The following is an 18,872-nucleotide window of genomic DNA, read 5'->3' on the forward strand; positions in this document are numbered from 1 at the left end:
AAACCACTGCTATCGATGATGGAATGATTTTTAGAGATGAAAGAAGAAAGAGGAGGATTTGATGACACTGAATTGGCAAGTAATTGATGAGGCTTATCATTATACGGGACCTTTGGGGGCACAGGTTGACCAGGAGGGCCAGTGGATCTTTACCTTGTGGGCACCAACGGCCGAGCAAGTTAAGCTCTACCTGTATGATCAAGGGACTGATAGTGCGGCGGTTTATAGCTGTGACCTGAAAAAAAGCGATCAAGGCCAGTGGCAAGTTCAGGTGGGACCGCAAGAGGCTGGTCAAAATGAGCTAACAGGCTTTTATTACAATTATGGTGTGGTGCGCCAAGGGCAGGAGTCCCTAGTACTTGACCCTTATGCCAAGTCTTTAGCGGCATGGACCTACCAAGAGGGAGAAGCTGACGCGCCACGGGCAGCTCTGGTTGATCCGGAGAATTTGGGACCAGACTTAGAAAATTTTGGAAAAATCGAGGGCTATTCCAGTCCGCAAGATGCAGTGATTTACGAAGTATCTGTTCGTGATTTTACCATGGATCAGAGTCTGAACTTAGACCACCGGCCGGGGACCTTTATGGCCTTTATTGACCGACTAGATTACCTCAAAGATCTTGGGGTGACCCATATTCAATTGATGCCAGTCATGGCCCAATATAAAATTGATGAAACCCAGCCTGCATATTCAACCATGGCGGATCTGCCGGCTAACTATAATTGGGGCTATGACCCCTTAGGGTACTTTGCCCCGACGGGTTTTTATTCAGAAAATCCCTATGATCCTCAACTACGGATTAAAGAGTTGAAGACCTTGATTGCGGCCATTCATGACCGGGGCATGGGTGTGACTCTGGATGTGGTCTATAACCATACCGCGGCCTTGCATATATTTGAAGAGATTGAGCCTCATTATTATCATTTTGTGGATGAGGAAGACCATTCCTTGACTAGTTTTGGTGGGGGCCGCTTAGCATCGACCCATTGGATGGCTCACCGGCTTATGTTGGACTCGATTGAATATTGGTTGCGTGAGTTTAAGGTGGACGGCTTCCGCTTTGATATGATGGGCGACCATGATGCGGCCACTCTCCAGGCTATTGCGGACTTAGCCAAAAGCATTAATCCTCAGTCCTTGATTATTGGAGAAGGCTGGCGAACTTATGTGGGCGATCAGAACCTGGAAAAACCACTTCCAGCCAGTCAGGATTGGATGGACCAGACAGGGGATGTGGCCGTTTTCTCTGATGAGCTTCGCAATGCCTTGAAGTCAGGTTATCCGGATGAAGGTCAACCCGCCTTCTTAAGTGGGGGACCTATTGACCGAAAAAAATTATTCGACAATTTAAAAGGCCAACCGGGGAATTTCCGGGCCCAAGGTCCTTACAATGTGGTCCAATATATGGAAGCCCATGATAATGCCACTGTTTATGATATTCTGGCTCTGACCTTGAAGCTTGACCCGGTAGCTGACCAAGATGAGCTCTTACGTCGGATGCGGTTAGGTAATTTATTGGTCTTGACGGCCCAAGGGGTGGCCTTCCTCCATGCAGGTCAGGAATACGGCCGGTCCAAGCAGATTCGGGATGATGGCTTTGAAGGGTTGCAGGAGCCAGTCGTGACCCAAGCGTCGGGAGCTGAGACTGTATTTAAAAAAACATACCAACTACAAAAAACGGACGGTCAACCCCAAACTTATCCTTATATTGTGCATGATTCCTACCGGGCGCCAGATTCGGTCAACCACTTCGATTGGGTCCGTTTAGGAGAAGCCCTGCCATGTTTAAATCATGATTATGTTCAAGGCTTGATTGACCTACGTCGGTCTAGTCCAGCCTTCCGCTTGGGTCAGGCGAGTCTAATCGATCAAGCTATGATCCTAATTGACTGGGGACAAAGCCAAGACTTGGTCTTGGCTTACCGCCTGCAAGTGACAGCTGGTCAGACCCAACCGGCTGAAGACTACCTGGTCTTAATTAATGCTGACGACCAAGCCCGGACATTTGATTTAAATCTGACACCTGACTTTGATTTGGTAAATGCTGACCTTTTAGCTGATGGAAGTCGGGCCAGGAAGGTGCCGCTGACTACGAGTGAGGATTATCAAGTTGCTGATGATACCTTAATTATTGCACCACTAACGGGGCTAGTTTTTAAAAATAAAAAATAAACAAAAAGTAACCGCATCTTCTTAGCTAGAGGGCTAAGACATGCGGTTTGTTTTATTGGATGTGGAGCTAATAAAAGGAAAATTGCGAAGCGATTTATCTTCGCAACTTTTTCATGTATATTTAAATAATTATTCCTCCACTGCCCAATCACGTTGGTAGTAGGCGTCGTCCCAGAACATGTATTCATAGTAGACTGATTGCTTGAAGGCGTGAATCAAAGCCGCAAATTCTTCCGGTGATTTATCCGCCGCTAATTGGTCCATCAAGTCCTTCATTTGACGGACGTTTTCAGAGAACCAGTCACTACTGTAAGTATCAATCCAACGGTTATAGAAAGGATTGTCCGGCCGGTGTTCGGCCAAATAATGCCCGATTTCTTCATAAAGCCAATAGCAAGGTAATAAAGTAGCTAAGATAAAGGCCATATCCTGGTCATGGCCAGCCAACCGCATATGGTTGCTGTAGGCGTAGGCGTTAGGTGAAGGGGTGAAAGCATCCAAGTCTGTCTGGCTAATCTCCAAATCTTTGAAAAAAGATCCATGGAGTTCTAGCTCAGACTGGAAGGTATCCACTAGACCTTGGCCAAAACGAATGGCTAAATCAGAAGTGGTGGCCTTGTAGGCAGCAAGGGCATGAGCCGCTCCGAAGGATTGAAGATAATAGGCATCTTGAATAACATAGCCCTTAAAAATTTTCAGGTCTAAGCTTCCATCAGCGAGAGCTTGAACAAAGGGATGGTTGAAGTTGGCATCCCAAAGCTTCTGGCTGGCAGCCAGAGCTTCTTGGCAAAAGTTTGGCATGGTTTCCTCCTTAGTTTTTGGCAAAGTTCTTTACTTTAATTTTTGGCAAAGCTAAGCAATACCAAATTAATTTTCCCCATTTAGTACCGGGTGAACTACATCGGCACCCTTGACTTCCTTGGCAATAGAGCCGGTTTCAAAGAGCCATTTAACATAGGCGTCATATTGGTCCACATCCATGGCGCCAAAGCTACCATCCTTAACCATAAAGTCTTGTAACATTTCCCAAGACTTGGCTTCGATATCTTTGTTCAAGGTATAGGCGTTTTCTTCTTTAGCGAATAAGACTTCCAAGGCTCCTTCAGGTTCTTCCTTGGCAGCGTCAAACCCTTTTTGTAAGGCAGTCATAAAAGCTTTTAATAAGTCTGGATCAGATTCAATTAGTTCGTCAGAAGCGACAAAAATTAATTCTTGGGATTCTGGAATACCAAAGTCAGCAAAGTCAAAGTAGCCCATGTTATAGCCTTGGTCTTGCAGCATTAAGTATTCATGGTTAACATAGGCTCCAATAACAGCATCAACCTTATCGGTGGCTAAAGCTGGAATGAGGTCCCAACCTACATCGATCATATCGACTTTACTTGGATCTTCGCCTTCATTCGTCACCATAGACTGAACCACCGCTTCAGAAATTGGGTCAGAGGCAAAACCTACTTTTTTGTCAACTAAGTCTTTGGCACCTTTAATACCAGACTCGGTTTTATACATGATAACATCCATTCTTTGTTGGACCAGTGAACCAATGGCTTTGACTGGTACCCCTTCAGCCACAGCCTTAGACAAGACACCAGGATAAGAAATCCCAATATCGGTTTGTTTGGCTCCAACTAAACGGATGGGGTCATTGGTTTCAGCAGGCATTTCAATTTTTAAATCAATCCCTGCTTCTTTGAAGTAACCTTTTTCAATTGCTTCGTAGATAGGAATATGATTGGCATTAGGATACCAATCTAACATTAAATGAACTTCTTTTAAGTCCTCTTGGGCAGCAACTGAAGTCAATCCAGTCAGGGGCATAAGGCTAAGTAAAATAGCGGCAAAAATCAGGCTGAGTTTTTTGAAATGGGTCATTACTTTCTTCCTTTCTGATGTAAATAGGCTAATTGTTTCCGTTCCAACAAAGTGACAAAACCAAATAAAATAAGACCAATGAGCGACAAAACCAGAATTCCAGCGAAGACCCCATCCGCCTTAAGAGAAGAGGACATGCGGCGGATATAGTAACCTAAACCACCGTTGCCGCCTAACCACTCGCCGATGGTGGCGCCCATGAGGGCATAGATGACGGCTAATTTAATACCAGATAAGATAGAAGGCAGAGCCATTTGCCATTCTAAACGGTAGAAGCTCTGCCAAGGGGAGGCCTGCATATTACGAAAAAGAGCTAGATAATCTGCATCGGTTAAGCGTAAGCCATCATAGACTGAAACGACTAAAGGGAAGAAGCAGAAGAGGAAAATGACGGCCACCTTAGTCAGCATGCCATACCCAAACCACATGACAAAAATCGGTGATAAGGCAATGGTGGGAATGGTCTGCGAAATCAGAACAAAGGGATATAAGGCACAGCGGGCCCAATCAGAATAATAAATCAGAACCCCTAAGCCAATCCCAGCCACCAAGGAAATCCCCAAACCAACGGCCACCTCTTGTAAGGTAATTAAACTTTGTTCCCAGATAAAACCAGCTTGGTCCACCAGTAAGGAGATGACCTGGCTAGGCTGGGGAATGATAAAGGCTGGAATTAGGCCAGCCCCTACCGTGTATTCAGCCAGAGCTAAGACAAGGATTAAGACTAAGATAAAAGGATAGTATTGATTGATAAAGCCTTTAAAGGTCATGATGGATGGCCTCCTCAAGTACTTTTTTGTATTGAACAAATTGGGGCAGGTAACGCATATCTTGCCGGCGTGGCCGGTCCAAGTCAATGGTGACTCGGTCTAATTGTTGACCCTTCGGGGCGGACCCGGCCGGGTGGAGGATCATGACTTGATCACTAAGATAGACGGCTTCTTCAATATTATGGGTAATCAAGATAACCGTGGTCTTGAGGTCCTGCCAGATATCTAAAAGCCAGGCTTGCATTTCCATCTGGGTGAAGTAGTCCAGGGCACCAAAGGGTTCATCTAACAAGAGGATGGGCTTGGCCATCATTAAGGTTCGGACAAAAGCCACCCGTTGCCGCATGCCACCCGACAGATTTTGGGGCAGGGCTTGGGCTACCTTAGCTAAGCTGGCTTTGTCTAACCAGGCTAAAGCTTGGTCGCGGTGGACCTTAACTTTAGGATTTAGTTTTTGAGGTAATGGGACATTATCCAAGACCGAAGCCCAGGGTAATAATAAGTCTTTCTGTGGCATATAAGCCACGTCTTGGGCACCTAAAGGGCGACCTTGAAAGGTTACTTGCCCGGCTTGGGGTGTCAAATCTTTGGTCAAAATTTTGAAGAGGGTGGACTTACCTGAACCAGATTTACCAATCAAAGAGATGAAGTGGCCTTCAGGCAGCTGAGCATGGATATCATCTAAAACCGGGGCTTGGCCCGGCCCCTTAAAGGAAAAAGTCAGGTCTTGAATATCAATCATGTAGGTCTTCCTCAGGGTTCGTTGCGGACTCGACCAAGTTAGGGTCAAGGTCGCCTAATTGTTTTTGCAGTTCTTCCCAGGAAGAGGCCCAGGTCACAGGGGCTAGTTCTTGGACCCAGTGGTTGACGGGACCATGCCCGTGTCCGACTGCAATTGGATCAGCAATGGCTGCTTGAATAAAGGCTTTACCAATGAGGATGGCTTCCTTCAAAGGGGTTCCCTTGGCTAATTCAGCGGCAATACAGGCTGAAAAAGTATCGCCGGTTCCGTGGGTATTGATGGTATCAATCCGTGGGCTGGCCATCCAGAAACTGGTTCCATCTTCCAAGAGGACATAATCACAAGCAGCCGCGCCGTGGCCGTGTCCCCCTTTAATGATGACATTTTTTGGACCTAATTCTTTAAGATCTAGAGCCGCTTTGATCATATCTTGAGCACTTTCTACCGAATAGCCTAGGAAAACCTCGGCTTCAGGCATATTTGGGGTGAGGACGGTCGCAAGTGGTAGTAAGAAGTCTTTGACGGTTTGAACGGCTTCGGCTTCCAATAGGGCATGGCCACCCTTGGCAATCATAACTGGGTCGACCACCAGGGGACCGAAGTCGTATTGTTTTAAGTTCTTGGCCACCGTTTCAACCAGACTCGGACTAGCTAACATCCCAGTTTTGGCGGCTCGAACTTGGTAGTCGGCTGCCATAGAAGCAAACTGGCTGGTTACAAAGTCAATTGGAATCGGGTAAGCTTCTTGGACGCCCAGGGTATTTTGAGCCGTTAGGGCAACGATAATTGACATCCCGAAGGCATGGCGGTTTTGAAAGGTTTTGAGGTCGGCTTGGAGGCCGGCGCAACCTCCGGAATCAGAACCAGCGATGGTGACAACTTGTGGTGTTTCATTGGTCATGGGAGACATCCTTTCTTAACTTAAGTGAGGGCAAAAATGAATTTTTAACAATTACAAAACCTGGGTCAGTAGTTGGTTGAGTTCGGCTACCTTGCCTGCCACATCAGGGGCTTGCATAATTTCTGACACCATGGCGATACCGGCGACGCCGCTGGCGGTCAATTGGGCAAGGTTATGGGATTTGATTCCTCCGATAGCCACCACGGGTACGGGTACGGTTCGGGTGATTTCTTTGAGAGTTTCAATCGAAGTGGCTTGGGTTTTAACTTTAGTCTTAGTAGGAAATATTGCGCCCACGCCTAAATAAGAAGCGCCACCCGCTACGGCAGCTTGGGCTGCGTCTAGGGATTTACTGGAAACCCCGATAATAGCATCCGGACCAAGAATTTTGCGGGCTACCTCTACTGGTAGATCTTCGTCCCCTACATGAAGACCGGCGGCCCCTACAGCTTGGCAAATATCCAAGCGGTCATCGATAATTAAAGGAATTTGGTATCGGTCAGTAATAGCTTTGACCGCCTGAGCCTTTTGAAATAGGTCCTGGCTAGTGGCCGTTTTTTCTCGTAATTGGACCAGGCTGACTCCTGCCTGACAGGCTTGGTCAATTACTTGTAAAAAACCATCTGCGCTGAGACCAGTAGGGTCAGTCACTAAATAGAGACGATAAGGGTTAGATATTTGTTTCATAAATACTTGCTCCTTTCAGGTCATGACACCAATGGTCAGACTGGTAGACGAGGGAGAGATTATTTAATAATTGTTGGCGGAAATTTTCAAGTCCTTGACTTTGGTCGGCCGCCATTTGACCACAGATATTAAAATAGGACAAGGAGGTCATGGCAGCTTGGGCTACACTTACACTTGGTTGACTGAGGCAAGCAGCCATCAGAGCACCGACTAAGTCACCAGACCCAACAAAGTTATCCATGGCCGGCACACCATTATCTAAACGATAAGCCCAAGTCGGTCCAATAACTAAGTCGCTTTGACCAGTTGCCACCAGACAAGGTAAGTCTGCGTCTTGGGCTAGTTGAGTTAAAGCTTGATTAAGCTCTCGCAAGGCTTGGCTTCCAGAATCTGCGGGATGGCGGTCAATCCCCTTGGCTAAACTAGGTAGGTGACTCAAGTACCGCATTTCAGACAAGTTACCTTTGATAATAGTTGGCTTAAAGGCTAATAAGTCTTGGACCAAGTCCTGGCGTAATTGACTGGAGGCAATCCCCACGATATCTAGAACCCATGGTGCTTGGCGGTCAGCTAGATCAGCGGCGGCCTGGCGGATGCCGGCCTCTTTCGTAGAATTGAGTTGGCCAAGATTAATAAAGCTGGCTTGACATGCGCGGTTGACTTGGACCACTTCCCGGGGGTCATAAGACATAATTGGACGCGCTCCTACAAATAAGAGAGCGTTGGCCAAACTTTCAGCTGTAATCTCGTTAGAGATACAGTGGATTAAAGGGCGATTAAGGGGGAAAATATTATAGATTTGAACTGGACTCATGATTGGACTTCCTTTTGGACAGGGTATAGACCTGACTTAGCTGGGGTAACTTTTAAAGTGCCAAAGTTGGCTTGGATTTGTTTGAAGCGACTGACCTTCAAGAATTTCTTTAAGGCGAAGAAGGCGATGGCTGACCCGATCAAAGTAGCTCCTAAAAAACGAGGGGTATAGACCAGCCAGAAGAGGTTGGTCTTAACCCCAGTGAACCAGACCATGACGGGGTAGGACAAAAGCGAACCAATAATCCCAGTGCCGAGGATTTCCCCTAGCATGGCGCCATAGATGGACTTGTTCAGCGAATGGTAACCCCAGCCGGCTAATAAGGCACCAAAGACCGCCCCGGTTAAGGCTAAGGGTGGAATACCCAAAAGAAGCATCCGGAGCATACCACAGACGGTCGCCATAATTGTGACATAGAGAGGACCCATCAAAACGGCTCCGATAATATTAATTACTGAAGACATGGGCGCCATTCCTTCAATCCGGAAGAGGGGAGATAAAACGAAGTCAATGGCAATCATAATTGCAACCACCATGACTTTCTCAGTAGAGACATGTTTCACGACAAGGACTTCCTTTCTAAATAAGTAACAAAAAACCGTTCCATTTAAGGAACGGTTGAGATTAATAATAGGAATGGCCATTAAATAACAAGCCTTCTTAGAACATTTTCCTTCGCCAGCATTATCTGGACAGGTTCCATGGGTATAATCTCAGCAAACGCACCCCAAATGTTATTACTTAGTTAGAATATCACACTGACGATCAAAATCAAGTGAAAACCCATTCATTATTTTACAAAAATAGCCTATTCCTATATTGCTTGCAGGAATAGGCTATGGCTTAATTGTTATAAATAAAATGATAAGTATCTAAGTCTCTTACTTGGCTAAGTCGGCTTCAATTGCTTCCACCATGGCTTGAGGCGAGGTTTTAGGCGCAAAACGAGTAACCTTGCTCCCATCTTTGGTCACTAAGAATTTAGTAAAGTTCCACTTGATACTCTTACCGAGGAGTCCTCCATCTTGGTCCTTTAGCCAAGCAAAAAGTAGATGAGTATCAGAGCCGTTAACCTTGCATAGTTTATGTAAAGGGAAGCTGACCCCAAAATTAATTTGGCAGGCTTCAGCTATTTCTTCATTGCTTAAATTTTCTTGTTTAAATTGGTCAGAAGGGAAACCGAGCACTACTAAGCCTTGATCCTTGTATGTCTGATAGAGACTTTCCAATTCTTTGAATTGACCCCGGAGGCCACATTGGCTGGCTGTATTCACAACGATGATGGTTTTACCAGTTAAGTCTTTGAAGGAATAGGTAGTTCCGTCTGGTCGGGTGAGTGGAATATCTGGCAGGCTCATCTTAGGCGAGCTCCACATTATGATAGACATTTTGCACATCTTCGTCGTCTTCTAAGACATCGACTAATTTCTCAAAGACTTCTTGGTCTTCCGTAGAAAGGGTAATTTCGTTGGTTGCAATCATTTCTAATTCAGCGACTTGGAATTTTTCCACGCCCATAGCTTCAAGAGCTTTGCGGATGGCCGCAAAGTCATCGGGTTCACCGTAAACAACGATTTGGTCTTCTTCATTGAAGACATCGCGGACATCACAATCGGCTTCTAAAAGGGCCATGGTAACTTCGTCCACATCGGTTCCAGAAAACATGAAGACGGCCGTATTGACGAATTGGTAAGAAACTGAACCAGGGGCTCCCATGTTGCCGCCGTTTTTCCCAAATAAAGAACGAACATTGCCGGCCGTCCGGTTTACATTATTGGTTAAGGCATCTACAATCAGCATAGAACCAGACGGACCAAAGCCTTCATAGCGAAGTTCTTGGTAGTCTTCTTCGTCGCCGCCCTTGGCCTTGTCGATCGCCTTATTAATTACATGGGCGGGCACATTATAAGTTTTAGCCCGATCAATAACGAATTTAAGTTTTTGGTTGGATTCTGGGTCAGGTTCGCCTTGTTTGGCAGCTGCATAGATTTCAATCCCGAACTTGGCATAAATCTTAGAGAGGTCAGTATCTTTTTTGCCTTTTTTATCTTTAATATTGAACCATTTACGTCCCATAGAGTCACTTCTTTCTTTTATGTAATCATTGATATTATAGAGAAGATGAGGCATATTTACAAGCCGTTTTCTTTACGGTACTAGCCTTTACAGAATGATAAGTAAATTTATTTCAAATTTTAAGTATTTTTTCATTAAAATGAGAATACAAAAATTAGCCTAATTCTTATCCGTTTTCATTGAAAAACTTTCTCATTTTCAGATCAATGTGACCAATCTCTCATTTATAATGACAAGAAAACGGTTGCAAAAATGTTTTTTCTTTTTATAATAAAAGTGATATTAGCCAGCTAAAATTTATAAAAGGGGAGGGGAAAAAGAGTAGCTAGCTAAGAAAAATTAAGAATGGAGGAAAGAATATATGGCAAATAATTCAAAATCATCGTTAGTTAAACAAGTCTTATTAGGGCTTTCTACGACACTAGCCTTATCTTTAGTGACCGGCGTCAGTCCTGCAAGAGCAGAAGAAGGTATTGTGAGCGATCCGGTGGCTGCCTCCGCGACAGATATAGCTACAACAACTAGTGTTACTAGCGATACCACTTCAACAGAAGCTACTAATGATCAAGCTACAGATACATCAGCAGACACAGACCAAGTAGCAGATGATACAGTTGAAGCGGCTGCCGCAGAAGAAGCTGCTGAAACAGAAGAAAGTAAACCGGCGATTGATGAAACAAATATGGCAACAGGGGAAGCAAAACCTGAACCGAATGTTGATGCCGCATCGACTGAAGAAACCATCCGTCAAATTGACCATCAAACTGCTGAAGATCCGATTGAAAATCGTAAGGATACAGTCTATATGACTGAAAAGACAATCATTACTGAAAAAGCTGAAGTAGGAGATATAGATCCAACTACAATTCAATGGACTTTAAATGGGAAACCTTTGAATGAAAGTAAAACGTATGTAATGAAAGATGGCGCTTTTACAGGTGATCAATTTATTAATATTGATAATGCCAGTGTAGTTAATGGTCAATTAAACTTTAATATAACGATTAATTCCTTATTTGGTCGTGATCTTTCCTTACGGACACCAAACAATATTCGGCGGACTTTCTTAGATTATATGCATGAATATGTCTTAGAAGGCAAAACTGCGGATGGTAAAGTCATTCGTAAGGTAATAAATTTACGTCCTTATGAAAAATATATGACTTATGATGAAATGCTAAAAGATATTCAAGATACGACTGAAAACCATAAAGAAGGTCGTTTAGTAGAAACTGAAATTTATGGTAAGACAGCTCAAGGTCGCGATATGCATTATGGGATTGTTGCTAAAGACCAAGCTTCTATTGACAACTACCTTAATGTATTAACACCTGCGATGTTAAAACACCCTGATCAAGTCAAAGCTTTACTTGAATCTGGAAAATTAGATTATAAGGTGCCTGTTCTAATCAATAATACCCATGCGGATGAACAACCAGGTACTGACATTGTCCGTGACCTCTTTAAACAAATTGCTACCAAAGATGTCATCCACTTTAATATGACTCAAGATGGTGTAATTAAAAAAGTCAGCTTAAATGTTTCTGAGTTATTAGATAAGTTTATTTTCTTATTTAACTTCTCTGAAAACCCAGATGGCTCTGTTGCTAATACCCGTGAGTTAGCTAATGACTTGGATCCTAACCGGGATGCTTCTTATCAAGCCAATCCAGAAACTGTAGCAATCTCTGGTTTAATTAATAAATGGAATCCAATGGCTTTATATGATTTACATGGTTTTGTCCGTGACTTCTTAATTGAACCTACGACACCACCACATGATCCAAACTTCGAATATGACTTAGTTTCTGAAACGATGATGGAACATGCTCGTGAAATGGGTAATGCCGGTACTACCAATACCAATTACAACCACTATATTATCCCTAAAGTTTATTATGGCGATGGCTGGGATGATGCGTTCTCTGGATATACTGGGGTTTATGCTGTTTACCATGGCATCTTAGGTCATACCATTGAAATTCCTGAAACCAACCATGAATCCTTTAAGGCTGGTTCTTATGCTGTTCTAGGTGGTATTAACTACATTAAAGATAATCTGGACCGGCTTATGGCAAATCGCTTGACCTTCTACTCAAGAGGAGTCAATAAAGTGGAAGACCCACGAGCTGAAGAAGAATTAGTCGGACCAGATGGCAAGACAATCGGTCGGATTAAAGGGGACAATCCTAAGTTCTTCCCTGACTATTATGTAATCCCTATGACACCAAATGGTGTACGTGATACTCAAGCTACCTTTGATATGATTGAATATTTCAAACGTAATGGCGTTGAAGTTAAAGAATTAAAAGCAGATATGGGACCATATAAAAAAGGTGATCTAGTGATTGACATGGCTCAAGCTAAACGGGGTTATGCTAACCATATCCTTTATAAAGGTTCTAATGAATCTGCTTGGGCAGCTATGTATGCTGAATTAGTGGTCAACTTCCCAGATATGCGTGGCTTTGATGCCGACCCAATTTTTGCTGATGGTAAATTCGATGGCTTCTTAGGTCAAGTGACTCATACCAAAGCACCGCGTTCTCAAGTGGGAACCGCTCCTTACTACAAAGTGGCTAATAACTCAGCGACGACAGTTAAAGCCATTAATGCAGCTATTAAAGCAGGGGCTAAAGTTTACAAGACTAAGGATGGCTATATCGTAGACCGGAAAACCCTAGCTCATCTGCTAGATAATTATGCACTTTATGCGCAACCAATTGTAGATGCATATCCATCTGGTCAAACTCTTAAACCCTTGAAGGTCTTTGTGCCTAAGAAATATGAAGCTTGGCAAGGTCGGGAAACCATCCTTGATTCCCAAATTGTGGCGCGTGATTTAGGCTTCCAAGTCGTTGATTCAATTGATGATGCCGATGTGTTAATTTTACAAAGTGGACAATTTGACCCAAGTCTTCTAGGTAAGAAACCAACGATGATTATAGGTGGCGACGCTATGGCACGCCTAGAAGAATTAGGACTACTAAAAGGCTTTGATGCAGAAATGTTTAAGGATGGTTGGTCTCATGAAGGGTTACTCAAAGCCTTAATTGATAAGAATTCAAACCTAAGCTCAGGCTATAGTCTAAAAGATCTCTTCTATTCTAATTCAGGTTCTTGGATTGAAGGTGTCCCAGCAGGCTTCAAGAAGATTATTGAAGTGGCAGGCGACGACTTCTTCATTTCTGGTTGGTGGCCAGGTTACGATGGTCTTTCCGGTAAAGTGATGGCGATTGATGGTACATACAACAATCAACCACTCTTTATCTATGCTGGTAATCCAACTAACCGTCGTCATACTAAGAATTTATTTGGTTGGTTAGCTAATGCAATTTTCCGTGATACAGCAGATGCTCAACTCATTGCTTACACTCCAAATGTTCCTGGTGATGATGATAAAGATAAAGATCATGACAAACCGAGTGATCCAAGCGTAGTATCAGGTGATAAGAATAAAGACCAAGCAGATGATTCATCAGAAAAACCTAATCAAGATGGTGCAAAAGAAGACACACAAGTAGTTGAAGTAATTGCTGACCAAGCAAGTCAAACGAGTGCAGCACTTCTTCCTGCAACAGGTGAAGATATGAATGAAAATATCTTTATTGCTGGTTTCGCACTTGTCCTAGGTTCAAGTCTTGTTTATTTCAGTCGTAAACAAGAAAACTAAGTTTTCCTTAAGGTCTCCTAAATATATGCCCGTTTCATCTGGATATATGCCCAGCTGAAACTGTAAAAACCACCTTTCCACCAATTCGATTAAGAAAAGGTAGGAGGGTGGTTTGTTTTGGCCTCTATGTTAATGAAGAAGTTCTGTATTTAAAAGAGTGCTTTAAGGAAAAGGGGAAAGGCGTGACAGCCCATGCTTTTCCAGTGTACTAGTATGTCACTTAAATGAAACTGGCATCATTATGAACGTGAAAGGCGAGTTATTAACCGGTCCCCCGACAGTCTTATTGAAGCAGGGCCCCAGCTTTAAGGGACCTAAGAACTTCAAAGGAGCTATTAACAACATTTTTATCTATCATATCATTTATAAAAGATAGACTTTCTTTTAAGCTAATCCAAATATTCCAATTAATAATGTGAGGTGTGCCTTGCTTCGAGTCTCCTTTATGTATTTTTATATTAAAAATACATAATTTTAATGGTCATCTTTTCTTATTAGGTCTGATTGATTAAATTTCCTAGAAATTAGGGGGAGTATTTTTATTAATATAAAAATGAATTTAAGTTAATAATATCAAAAATGGCTGATGAAAAAATAGGTGAAAAAAATTAAAAAAATACTATTTGACTTTTAAAAGAAGATATCCTACAATGGCAGTGAATACGTTTACAAAGCCAGGAAATAAACATTTATAAGGGAGAGGAGGGTTATAAATCTGCTGGTTTAGTAAACGAAATTAAAGCAAAGGAGCTATATTATTATGGGACATTTTAAAAACGTTATTGTTCGTATTCCTGGAGCAGGTATTAGTGAAGGGATTACTTCTAATCCAGAATTAGGCAAGCCAGTCTATGAAAATGCGCTTGTTCAACATGAACACTATGTGGAAGCCTTAGCTAAATGTGGTGTTAAAGTAAATGTATTACCACCAAATAATGATTTTCCTGATTCATGTTTCATGGAGGATACGGCTTTATGTACGGATAAATGTGCGATCATCTCTCGTCCAGGTGCCCAAACACGGCAATGTGAAACCAAACTAGAAGACTTTCGGACAATGTTGGAGAGTTTTTATGGCAATATACATGAAATAAAAGCTCCTGGAACTGTTGAACCGGGTGATATCATGATGGTTGGTGATACCTTCTATATCGGTAAGACAGCCCGTACCAATGACGAAGGTTTCCGCCAAATAAAAGAAATATTGGAAAATTATGGAAAGACGGTTATTCAAGTTCCTGTTGAAAAAATGTTGCACTTGAAAACAGGCGTGAACTATTTAGAAGATAATAATCTATTAATCTCCGGTGAATTTATTGATGATCCTATGTTTGCTAAATTCAATAAGATTGTTGTTCCAGAAGATGAAGCCTATGCTGCTAACTGTATTTGGGTCAATGGTACAGTGATCGTTCCAAAAGGATATCCTAAAATTCAAGAAGCAGTGGAACACCTAGGCTATAAAGTACTTCTAGTGGATACTTCTGAATATCGTAAGATTGACGGTGGGTTAAGCTGCTTATCATTAAGATTTTAATCAATCAAGTGAGTTCAGGGTGGGGGACTTTCCCACCTTGTTCTTAATAGAGGAAATGGTGATAATATGAGTGAGAATAAAAACCAACAGAATGTTAGTCTGCTTGGCTTAGTTGCTTTAACCGTAACAACTGTAATTGGTGCTGGGGTATTTAACTTACCACGTGACTTGGCCTCATCTGTTGCCCCTGGTCCTGCTTTTGTAGCCTTAGTAATTGCTAGTATCGCCTTTGCTATTTTTGTTTATTGTTTAAAATATTTACAAGATAATTATCCTGAATTAGATGCGGGTATCTTTAGTTTTCCAGAGCAAGGGTTTGGTAAATTTATTGGCTTCTTGTCGTGTACCGGTTATTGGCTATCTATTGTAGTAGGGAATGTATCGTTAGGGGTCTTATCTGTCAGCTCTCTAGGGTATTTTATCCCTATATTTAGAGGGGGTAACACAGTCCCAGCTCTGATTCTACTTTCAATCCTGTTATGGGTCTTCTATTTCATTTGTGCCAGTGGTGCTAAAAGCGCTTCATTAGTCAATACCGTTATATGGATTGCTAAGATGATTCCAATCATTATCTTTATTGCCATGTTAGTGTTGGCATTTAAACCGGATTTATTAACGTCTGGCTTATGGGAAAATGCCTTTGCTGCTGAAGGGGGGCCAGTGTCACTGGGTAGCCAAATATCAACCGCAATGGCCTCAACAATTTGGGTGTATGTTGGTATTGAGGGCGCTTTAATTTATTCAGCCCGCGCTAAAAATAAATCAGATGCTTCAAAAGCCATTGTTACTGCTTATATTGTGATTGCAGTTGTCTATTTATTAATCATCTTATTATCTTTCGGAGCACTAAGCCAAGCAGAAGTAGCTGGTATGGAGGTGCCAGCCTTAGGTGGAATCTTGGAAGCGGTTGTTGGTAAATGGGGTGCCGTTTTAATGAATTTCGGTATCATGTTATCTGCAGCGGGTTGTTGGTTCGGTTGCTGCTTATTAGCAGGTGAAATTTTAGACGTTGCTGCAAAACATGAAATTGTACCAGACTTCTTTGGTAAAGAAAATGAAGTGGGTCAACCCATTAACTCCTTATTAGTTTCAACATGCATTCAACAAGTATTCTTCATTACAATCATAGTTAATGAATCAATCTATAATGTAATGGCCCTATTTGCATCCAGTACGATGCTCGTTCCTTACTTCTTTGTTAGTTTGACAATGATTAAGCAATCAATAAAATTGGAAGGTAAATTCACGGTAAACACGGTGATGGGAATCATCTCAACGATTGCTATGGCCTACTTGATGTATTCAACTGGATGGCAATACGTTATTATCACTGCCTTACTCTTTGCCCCTTGTATTCTTGTTTACTATATTGCTCGAAAGAAGGCAGGTAAGGAATTTATTACAAATTCAGAAAAAATTATTGTCTTGGTTATTGTAGCCCTAGCGCTTTTAAGTTTATTCTTTATCTTCAATGGAACCATTGATTTAACAACTATGTAATTGGGGTGACAGATTCAAAGGTCATAAGACGAACAGCATTAAGTTAGGGGGAAAAAATGGCATACCCAAAATTAGTGATTAACAAACAGAAGTTATTCAAAAATGCTCGCCATGTCTTAGAAACTTGTAAACAAGAAGGAATCGAAGTCGTTGGCGTTGTTAAAGGAATTAATGCTTTAGATGGTATTTTAGAAACATTGATTGATGTAGGGTTCAAAACGCTTGCCTCTTCAAGAATCCCACAATTGAAACGAATTAAAGAAATAAATAAAGACATTTTAACCTATGATTTAAGGATTCCAATGTTGAGTGAAGTTCCAGATGTAGTAAAATGGGCAGATATCAGTTTGAATTCTTCAATCGAAGTTCTGAGGGCTTTAAATGAAGAAGCAAAAAAACAAGAAAAAATCCATAAAGTAATTATTATGACTGAATGTGGTGATTTAAGAGAAGGAATTTTCAATCAAGAAGAACTTCTAGCAACAGTTGATGAAGTTGAACATCGCTTAGACCATCTATATTTGATGGGAATAGGCACAAACTTAGGTTGCTATGGTTCAATTATGCCAACTCCAGAAAAAATGAAGGAATTACTTGAAAAAGCGGACTTAGTGAGTCAAACGATTGGTCGCAAAATCGAAGTGGTTTCTGGGGCTGCAAGTACGGCCTTTCCATTAGTTGCTAGAGCTACCATGCCGGCTGGAATTACCCAAATGAGAATAGGGGATTCGCTTTATATTAGTGATCTTGATGAATGTTTTAATTATGTAATGTTTCCTGATTCCGATGAAGCCTTCACTCTACATGCGGAAATTATTGAGCTGAAAGATAAACCAAGTTATCCAATTGGAGTAATTGCAGTGGATGCTTTTGGTAATAAGAAGGAATATGAAAATAAAGGTATTCGTACCAGAGCCTTGATAGCAGTTGGGCGGCAAGATCTAGGGGAGTGCCTGCATTTAAAACCCTTAGATTCTCAAATTGAAATTTTAGGCGGAAGTTCTGACCATACCATTCTAGATTTAACTTTATGTGACAGGCAATATAAGTTGGGTGATATCGTAACATTTCATATTATGTATGAAAATATGTTGATGTTGACGCAATCAGCCTATGTAGAAAAAGAATATATTTAGGAGAGGGAAAATAATATGATAGAATTTGATAAGGCAATTGTAAGAAAACCTTGTAAAGCTATGTTAGAAGGTATTTCAACGGGTATGTTTAGTGATGAATCACCTGTTTATGAACAGGCAGTTGTACAGCATGCGGCTTATACTAAGACCTTAGAAGAACTTGGCTTGAAAGTCCTTGTGTTAGATAAGTTAGAAGAGTATCCAGATTCTTGCTTTGTAGAAGATCCCGCTGTTGTAATGAAAGAATGTGCGATTATTACCAATTCTCCAAGAAAATCCCGCAATGGTGAAAAAATTGAGATTCTTCCTGCGATTCAAACTTTTTTTCAAGCAAATCAAATTTTCCATATTACCGAGCCGGGTACTATGGAAGGCGGCGATGTTATGTTGGTCGGTAAACACTACTTTGTAGGTTTATCTGAACGAACCAATGAAGAAGGTGCACGCCAATTCAATGAAATTGTTGCTAAATATGGCTATACAACCTCAACTGTAAAAGTTACAGAAGGCTTACACTTAAAAGATTTTGCTATTTATTTAGAAAATAATAATATGTTAGTGAGCCCGAATATGAATGAAGTCCCAGAATTCCAAGAATTCAATCGTTTTATCGTCCCAGCGGAAGAATTATATGCTATTAATAGCTTATATATTAATGGTACAGTCATGGTGCCAGCTGGACATCCAAAGACTCAAGCTCACATTGAATCACTGGGATATCCAGTTAAAGTGATTAATACAGATGAATTTAAGAAAATTGATGGCAGTTTAACCTGCTTGTCATTGAGATGGTAGGATAGCCGAAAGAAAAGGAGGTTTAAACTAGAAGGGGTGTCTTTAGCCTGCTTATTTAGCCTAATTTTGATCCAAAGGACCCTAACCAAACAGGCATTTTCAGCCAGTTTACTTAGGGTCTTTCAAGAGATTTAGGGAAGTATTTGACCTACTTAAGTTACTTTCTAATACGTTTGCTAGGAACTTATCTGCATTT

The 18,872-nt window shown here is 41.8% G+C and carries 16 protein-coding genes and 1 riboswitch; of the genes, 6 read left to right on the forward strand and 10 right to left on the reverse strand.

Annotated elements, in window-relative coordinates; genetic code table 11:
- Positions 1 to 61: 61 nt before the first annotated feature.
- Positions 62 to 2,173 carry an alpha-amylase family glycosyl hydrolase gene (locus G396_RS0102595; RefSeq protein ID WP_034907443.1) on the forward strand — a complete coding sequence of 704 codons (2,112 nt, stop codon included), beginning with the start codon at positions 62 to 64 and terminating at the stop codon, positions 2,171 to 2,173.
- Between the two features lie 129 nt (positions 2,174 to 2,302).
- Here the strand turns inward: G396_RS0102595 and tenA are convergent, their stop codons facing one another.
- The 10 genes from tenA to G396_RS0102645 all read right to left on the reverse strand — a co-directional run bounded on the left by tenA (position 2,303) and on the right by G396_RS0102645 (position 10,035).
- Complete coding sequence (tenA, locus tag G396_RS0102600) at positions 2,303 to 2,974, reverse strand: thiaminase II (protein WP_051221077.1); 672 nt, start codon at positions 2,972 to 2,974, stop codon at positions 2,303 to 2,305.
- A gap of 66 nt (positions 2,975 to 3,040) precedes the next feature.
- On the reverse strand, positions 3,041 to 4,045 hold the full coding sequence (locus G396_RS0102605; protein ID WP_028124961.1) for an ABC transporter substrate-binding protein: 1,005 nt from the start codon (positions 4,043 to 4,045) through the stop codon (positions 3,041 to 3,043).
- On the reverse strand, positions 4,045 to 4,815 hold the full coding sequence (locus G396_RS0102610; protein ID WP_028124962.1) for an ABC transporter permease: 771 nt from the start codon (positions 4,813 to 4,815) through the stop codon (positions 4,045 to 4,047). The genes G396_RS0102605 and G396_RS0102610 overlap by 1 nt, the downstream gene beginning before the upstream one ends.
- Positions 4,805 to 5,557: an ABC transporter ATP-binding protein gene (locus G396_RS0102615; RefSeq protein WP_028124963.1), complete on the reverse strand. Its 753-nt coding sequence runs from the start codon at positions 5,555 to 5,557 to the stop codon at positions 4,805 to 4,807. Before G396_RS0102615 ends, G396_RS0102610 begins: the two co-directional genes overlap by 11 nt.
- Entirely contained in the window at positions 5,550 to 6,458 is a 909-nt protein-coding gene (gene thiD, locus G396_RS0102620) for a bifunctional hydroxymethylpyrimidine kinase/phosphomethylpyrimidine kinase (RefSeq protein ID WP_028124964.1), read from the reverse strand. The genes G396_RS0102615 and thiD overlap by 8 nt, the downstream gene beginning before the upstream one ends.
- Before the next feature lie 51 nt (positions 6,459 to 6,509).
- Positions 6,510 to 7,145, reverse strand: coding sequence for a thiamine phosphate synthase (thiE, locus tag G396_RS0102625; protein WP_028124965.1), 636 nt, complete (start codon positions 7,143 to 7,145; stop codon positions 6,510 to 6,512).
- Positions 7,129 to 7,959: a hydroxyethylthiazole kinase gene (gene thiM, locus G396_RS0102630; RefSeq protein ID WP_051221079.1), complete on the reverse strand. Its 831-nt coding sequence runs from the start codon at positions 7,957 to 7,959 to the stop codon at positions 7,129 to 7,131. Before thiM ends, thiE begins: the two co-directional genes overlap by 17 nt.
- Entirely contained in the window at positions 7,956 to 8,495 is a 540-nt protein-coding gene (gene thiW / locus G396_RS09975; protein WP_051221082.1) for an energy coupling factor transporter S component ThiW, read from the reverse strand. Before thiW ends, thiM begins: the two co-directional genes overlap by 4 nt.
- Before the next feature lie 117 nt (positions 8,496 to 8,612).
- A riboswitch (TPP riboswitch) is annotated at positions 8,613 to 8,699 on the reverse strand.
- A 141-nt stretch (positions 8,700 to 8,840) separates the two neighbouring features.
- The gene (locus tag G396_RS0102640) at positions 8,841 to 9,317 is read right to left on the reverse strand and encodes a glutathione peroxidase (RefSeq protein WP_028124968.1); all 477 of its coding nucleotides are present in this window, start codon (positions 9,315 to 9,317) and stop codon (positions 8,841 to 8,843) included.
- Between the two features lies 1 nt (position 9,318).
- Positions 9,319 to 10,035, reverse strand: coding sequence for a YebC/PmpR family DNA-binding transcriptional regulator (locus tag G396_RS0102645; RefSeq protein ID WP_028124969.1), 717 nt, complete (start codon positions 10,033 to 10,035; stop codon positions 9,319 to 9,321).
- Positions 10,036 to 10,396: 361 nt separating this feature from the next.
- Between G396_RS0102645 and G396_RS0102650 the strand changes: the two genes are divergently transcribed.
- The 5 genes from G396_RS0102650 (at position 10,397) to G396_RS0102670 (ending at position 18,676) form a co-directional block, all read left to right on the forward strand.
- Positions 10,397 to 13,708 (forward strand): M14 family metallopeptidase, encoded by a 3,312-nt coding sequence (locus tag G396_RS0102650; RefSeq protein WP_028124970.1) that lies wholly within the window; start codon positions 10,397 to 10,399, stop codon positions 13,706 to 13,708.
- A gap of 760 nt (positions 13,709 to 14,468) precedes the next feature.
- Positions 14,469 to 15,245 (forward strand): dimethylarginine dimethylaminohydrolase family protein, encoded by a 777-nt coding sequence (locus tag G396_RS0102655; protein WP_028124971.1) that lies wholly within the window; start codon positions 14,469 to 14,471, stop codon positions 15,243 to 15,245.
- Positions 15,246 to 15,311: 66 nt separating this feature from the next.
- Positions 15,312 to 16,745, forward strand: a complete 1,434-nt coding sequence (locus tag G396_RS0102660) for an amino acid permease (RefSeq protein ID WP_028124972.1) — start codon at positions 15,312 to 15,314, stop codon at positions 16,743 to 16,745.
- A gap of 56 nt (positions 16,746 to 16,801) precedes the next feature.
- On the forward strand, positions 16,802 to 17,881 hold the full coding sequence (locus G396_RS0102665) for an alanine racemase (protein WP_028124973.1): 1,080 nt from the start codon (positions 16,802 to 16,804) through the stop codon (positions 17,879 to 17,881).
- A 15-nt stretch (positions 17,882 to 17,896) separates the two neighbouring features.
- On the forward strand, positions 17,897 to 18,676 hold the full coding sequence (locus G396_RS0102670) for a dimethylarginine dimethylaminohydrolase family protein (RefSeq protein ID WP_028124974.1): 780 nt from the start codon (positions 17,897 to 17,899) through the stop codon (positions 18,674 to 18,676).
- Positions 18,677 to 18,872 lie beyond the last annotated feature (196 nt).

The sequence above is a fragment of the Eremococcus coleocola DSM 15696 genome, from assembly GCF_000428865.1.
Lineage (GTDB): Bacteria > Bacillota > Bacilli > Lactobacillales > Aerococcaceae > Eremococcus > Eremococcus coleocola.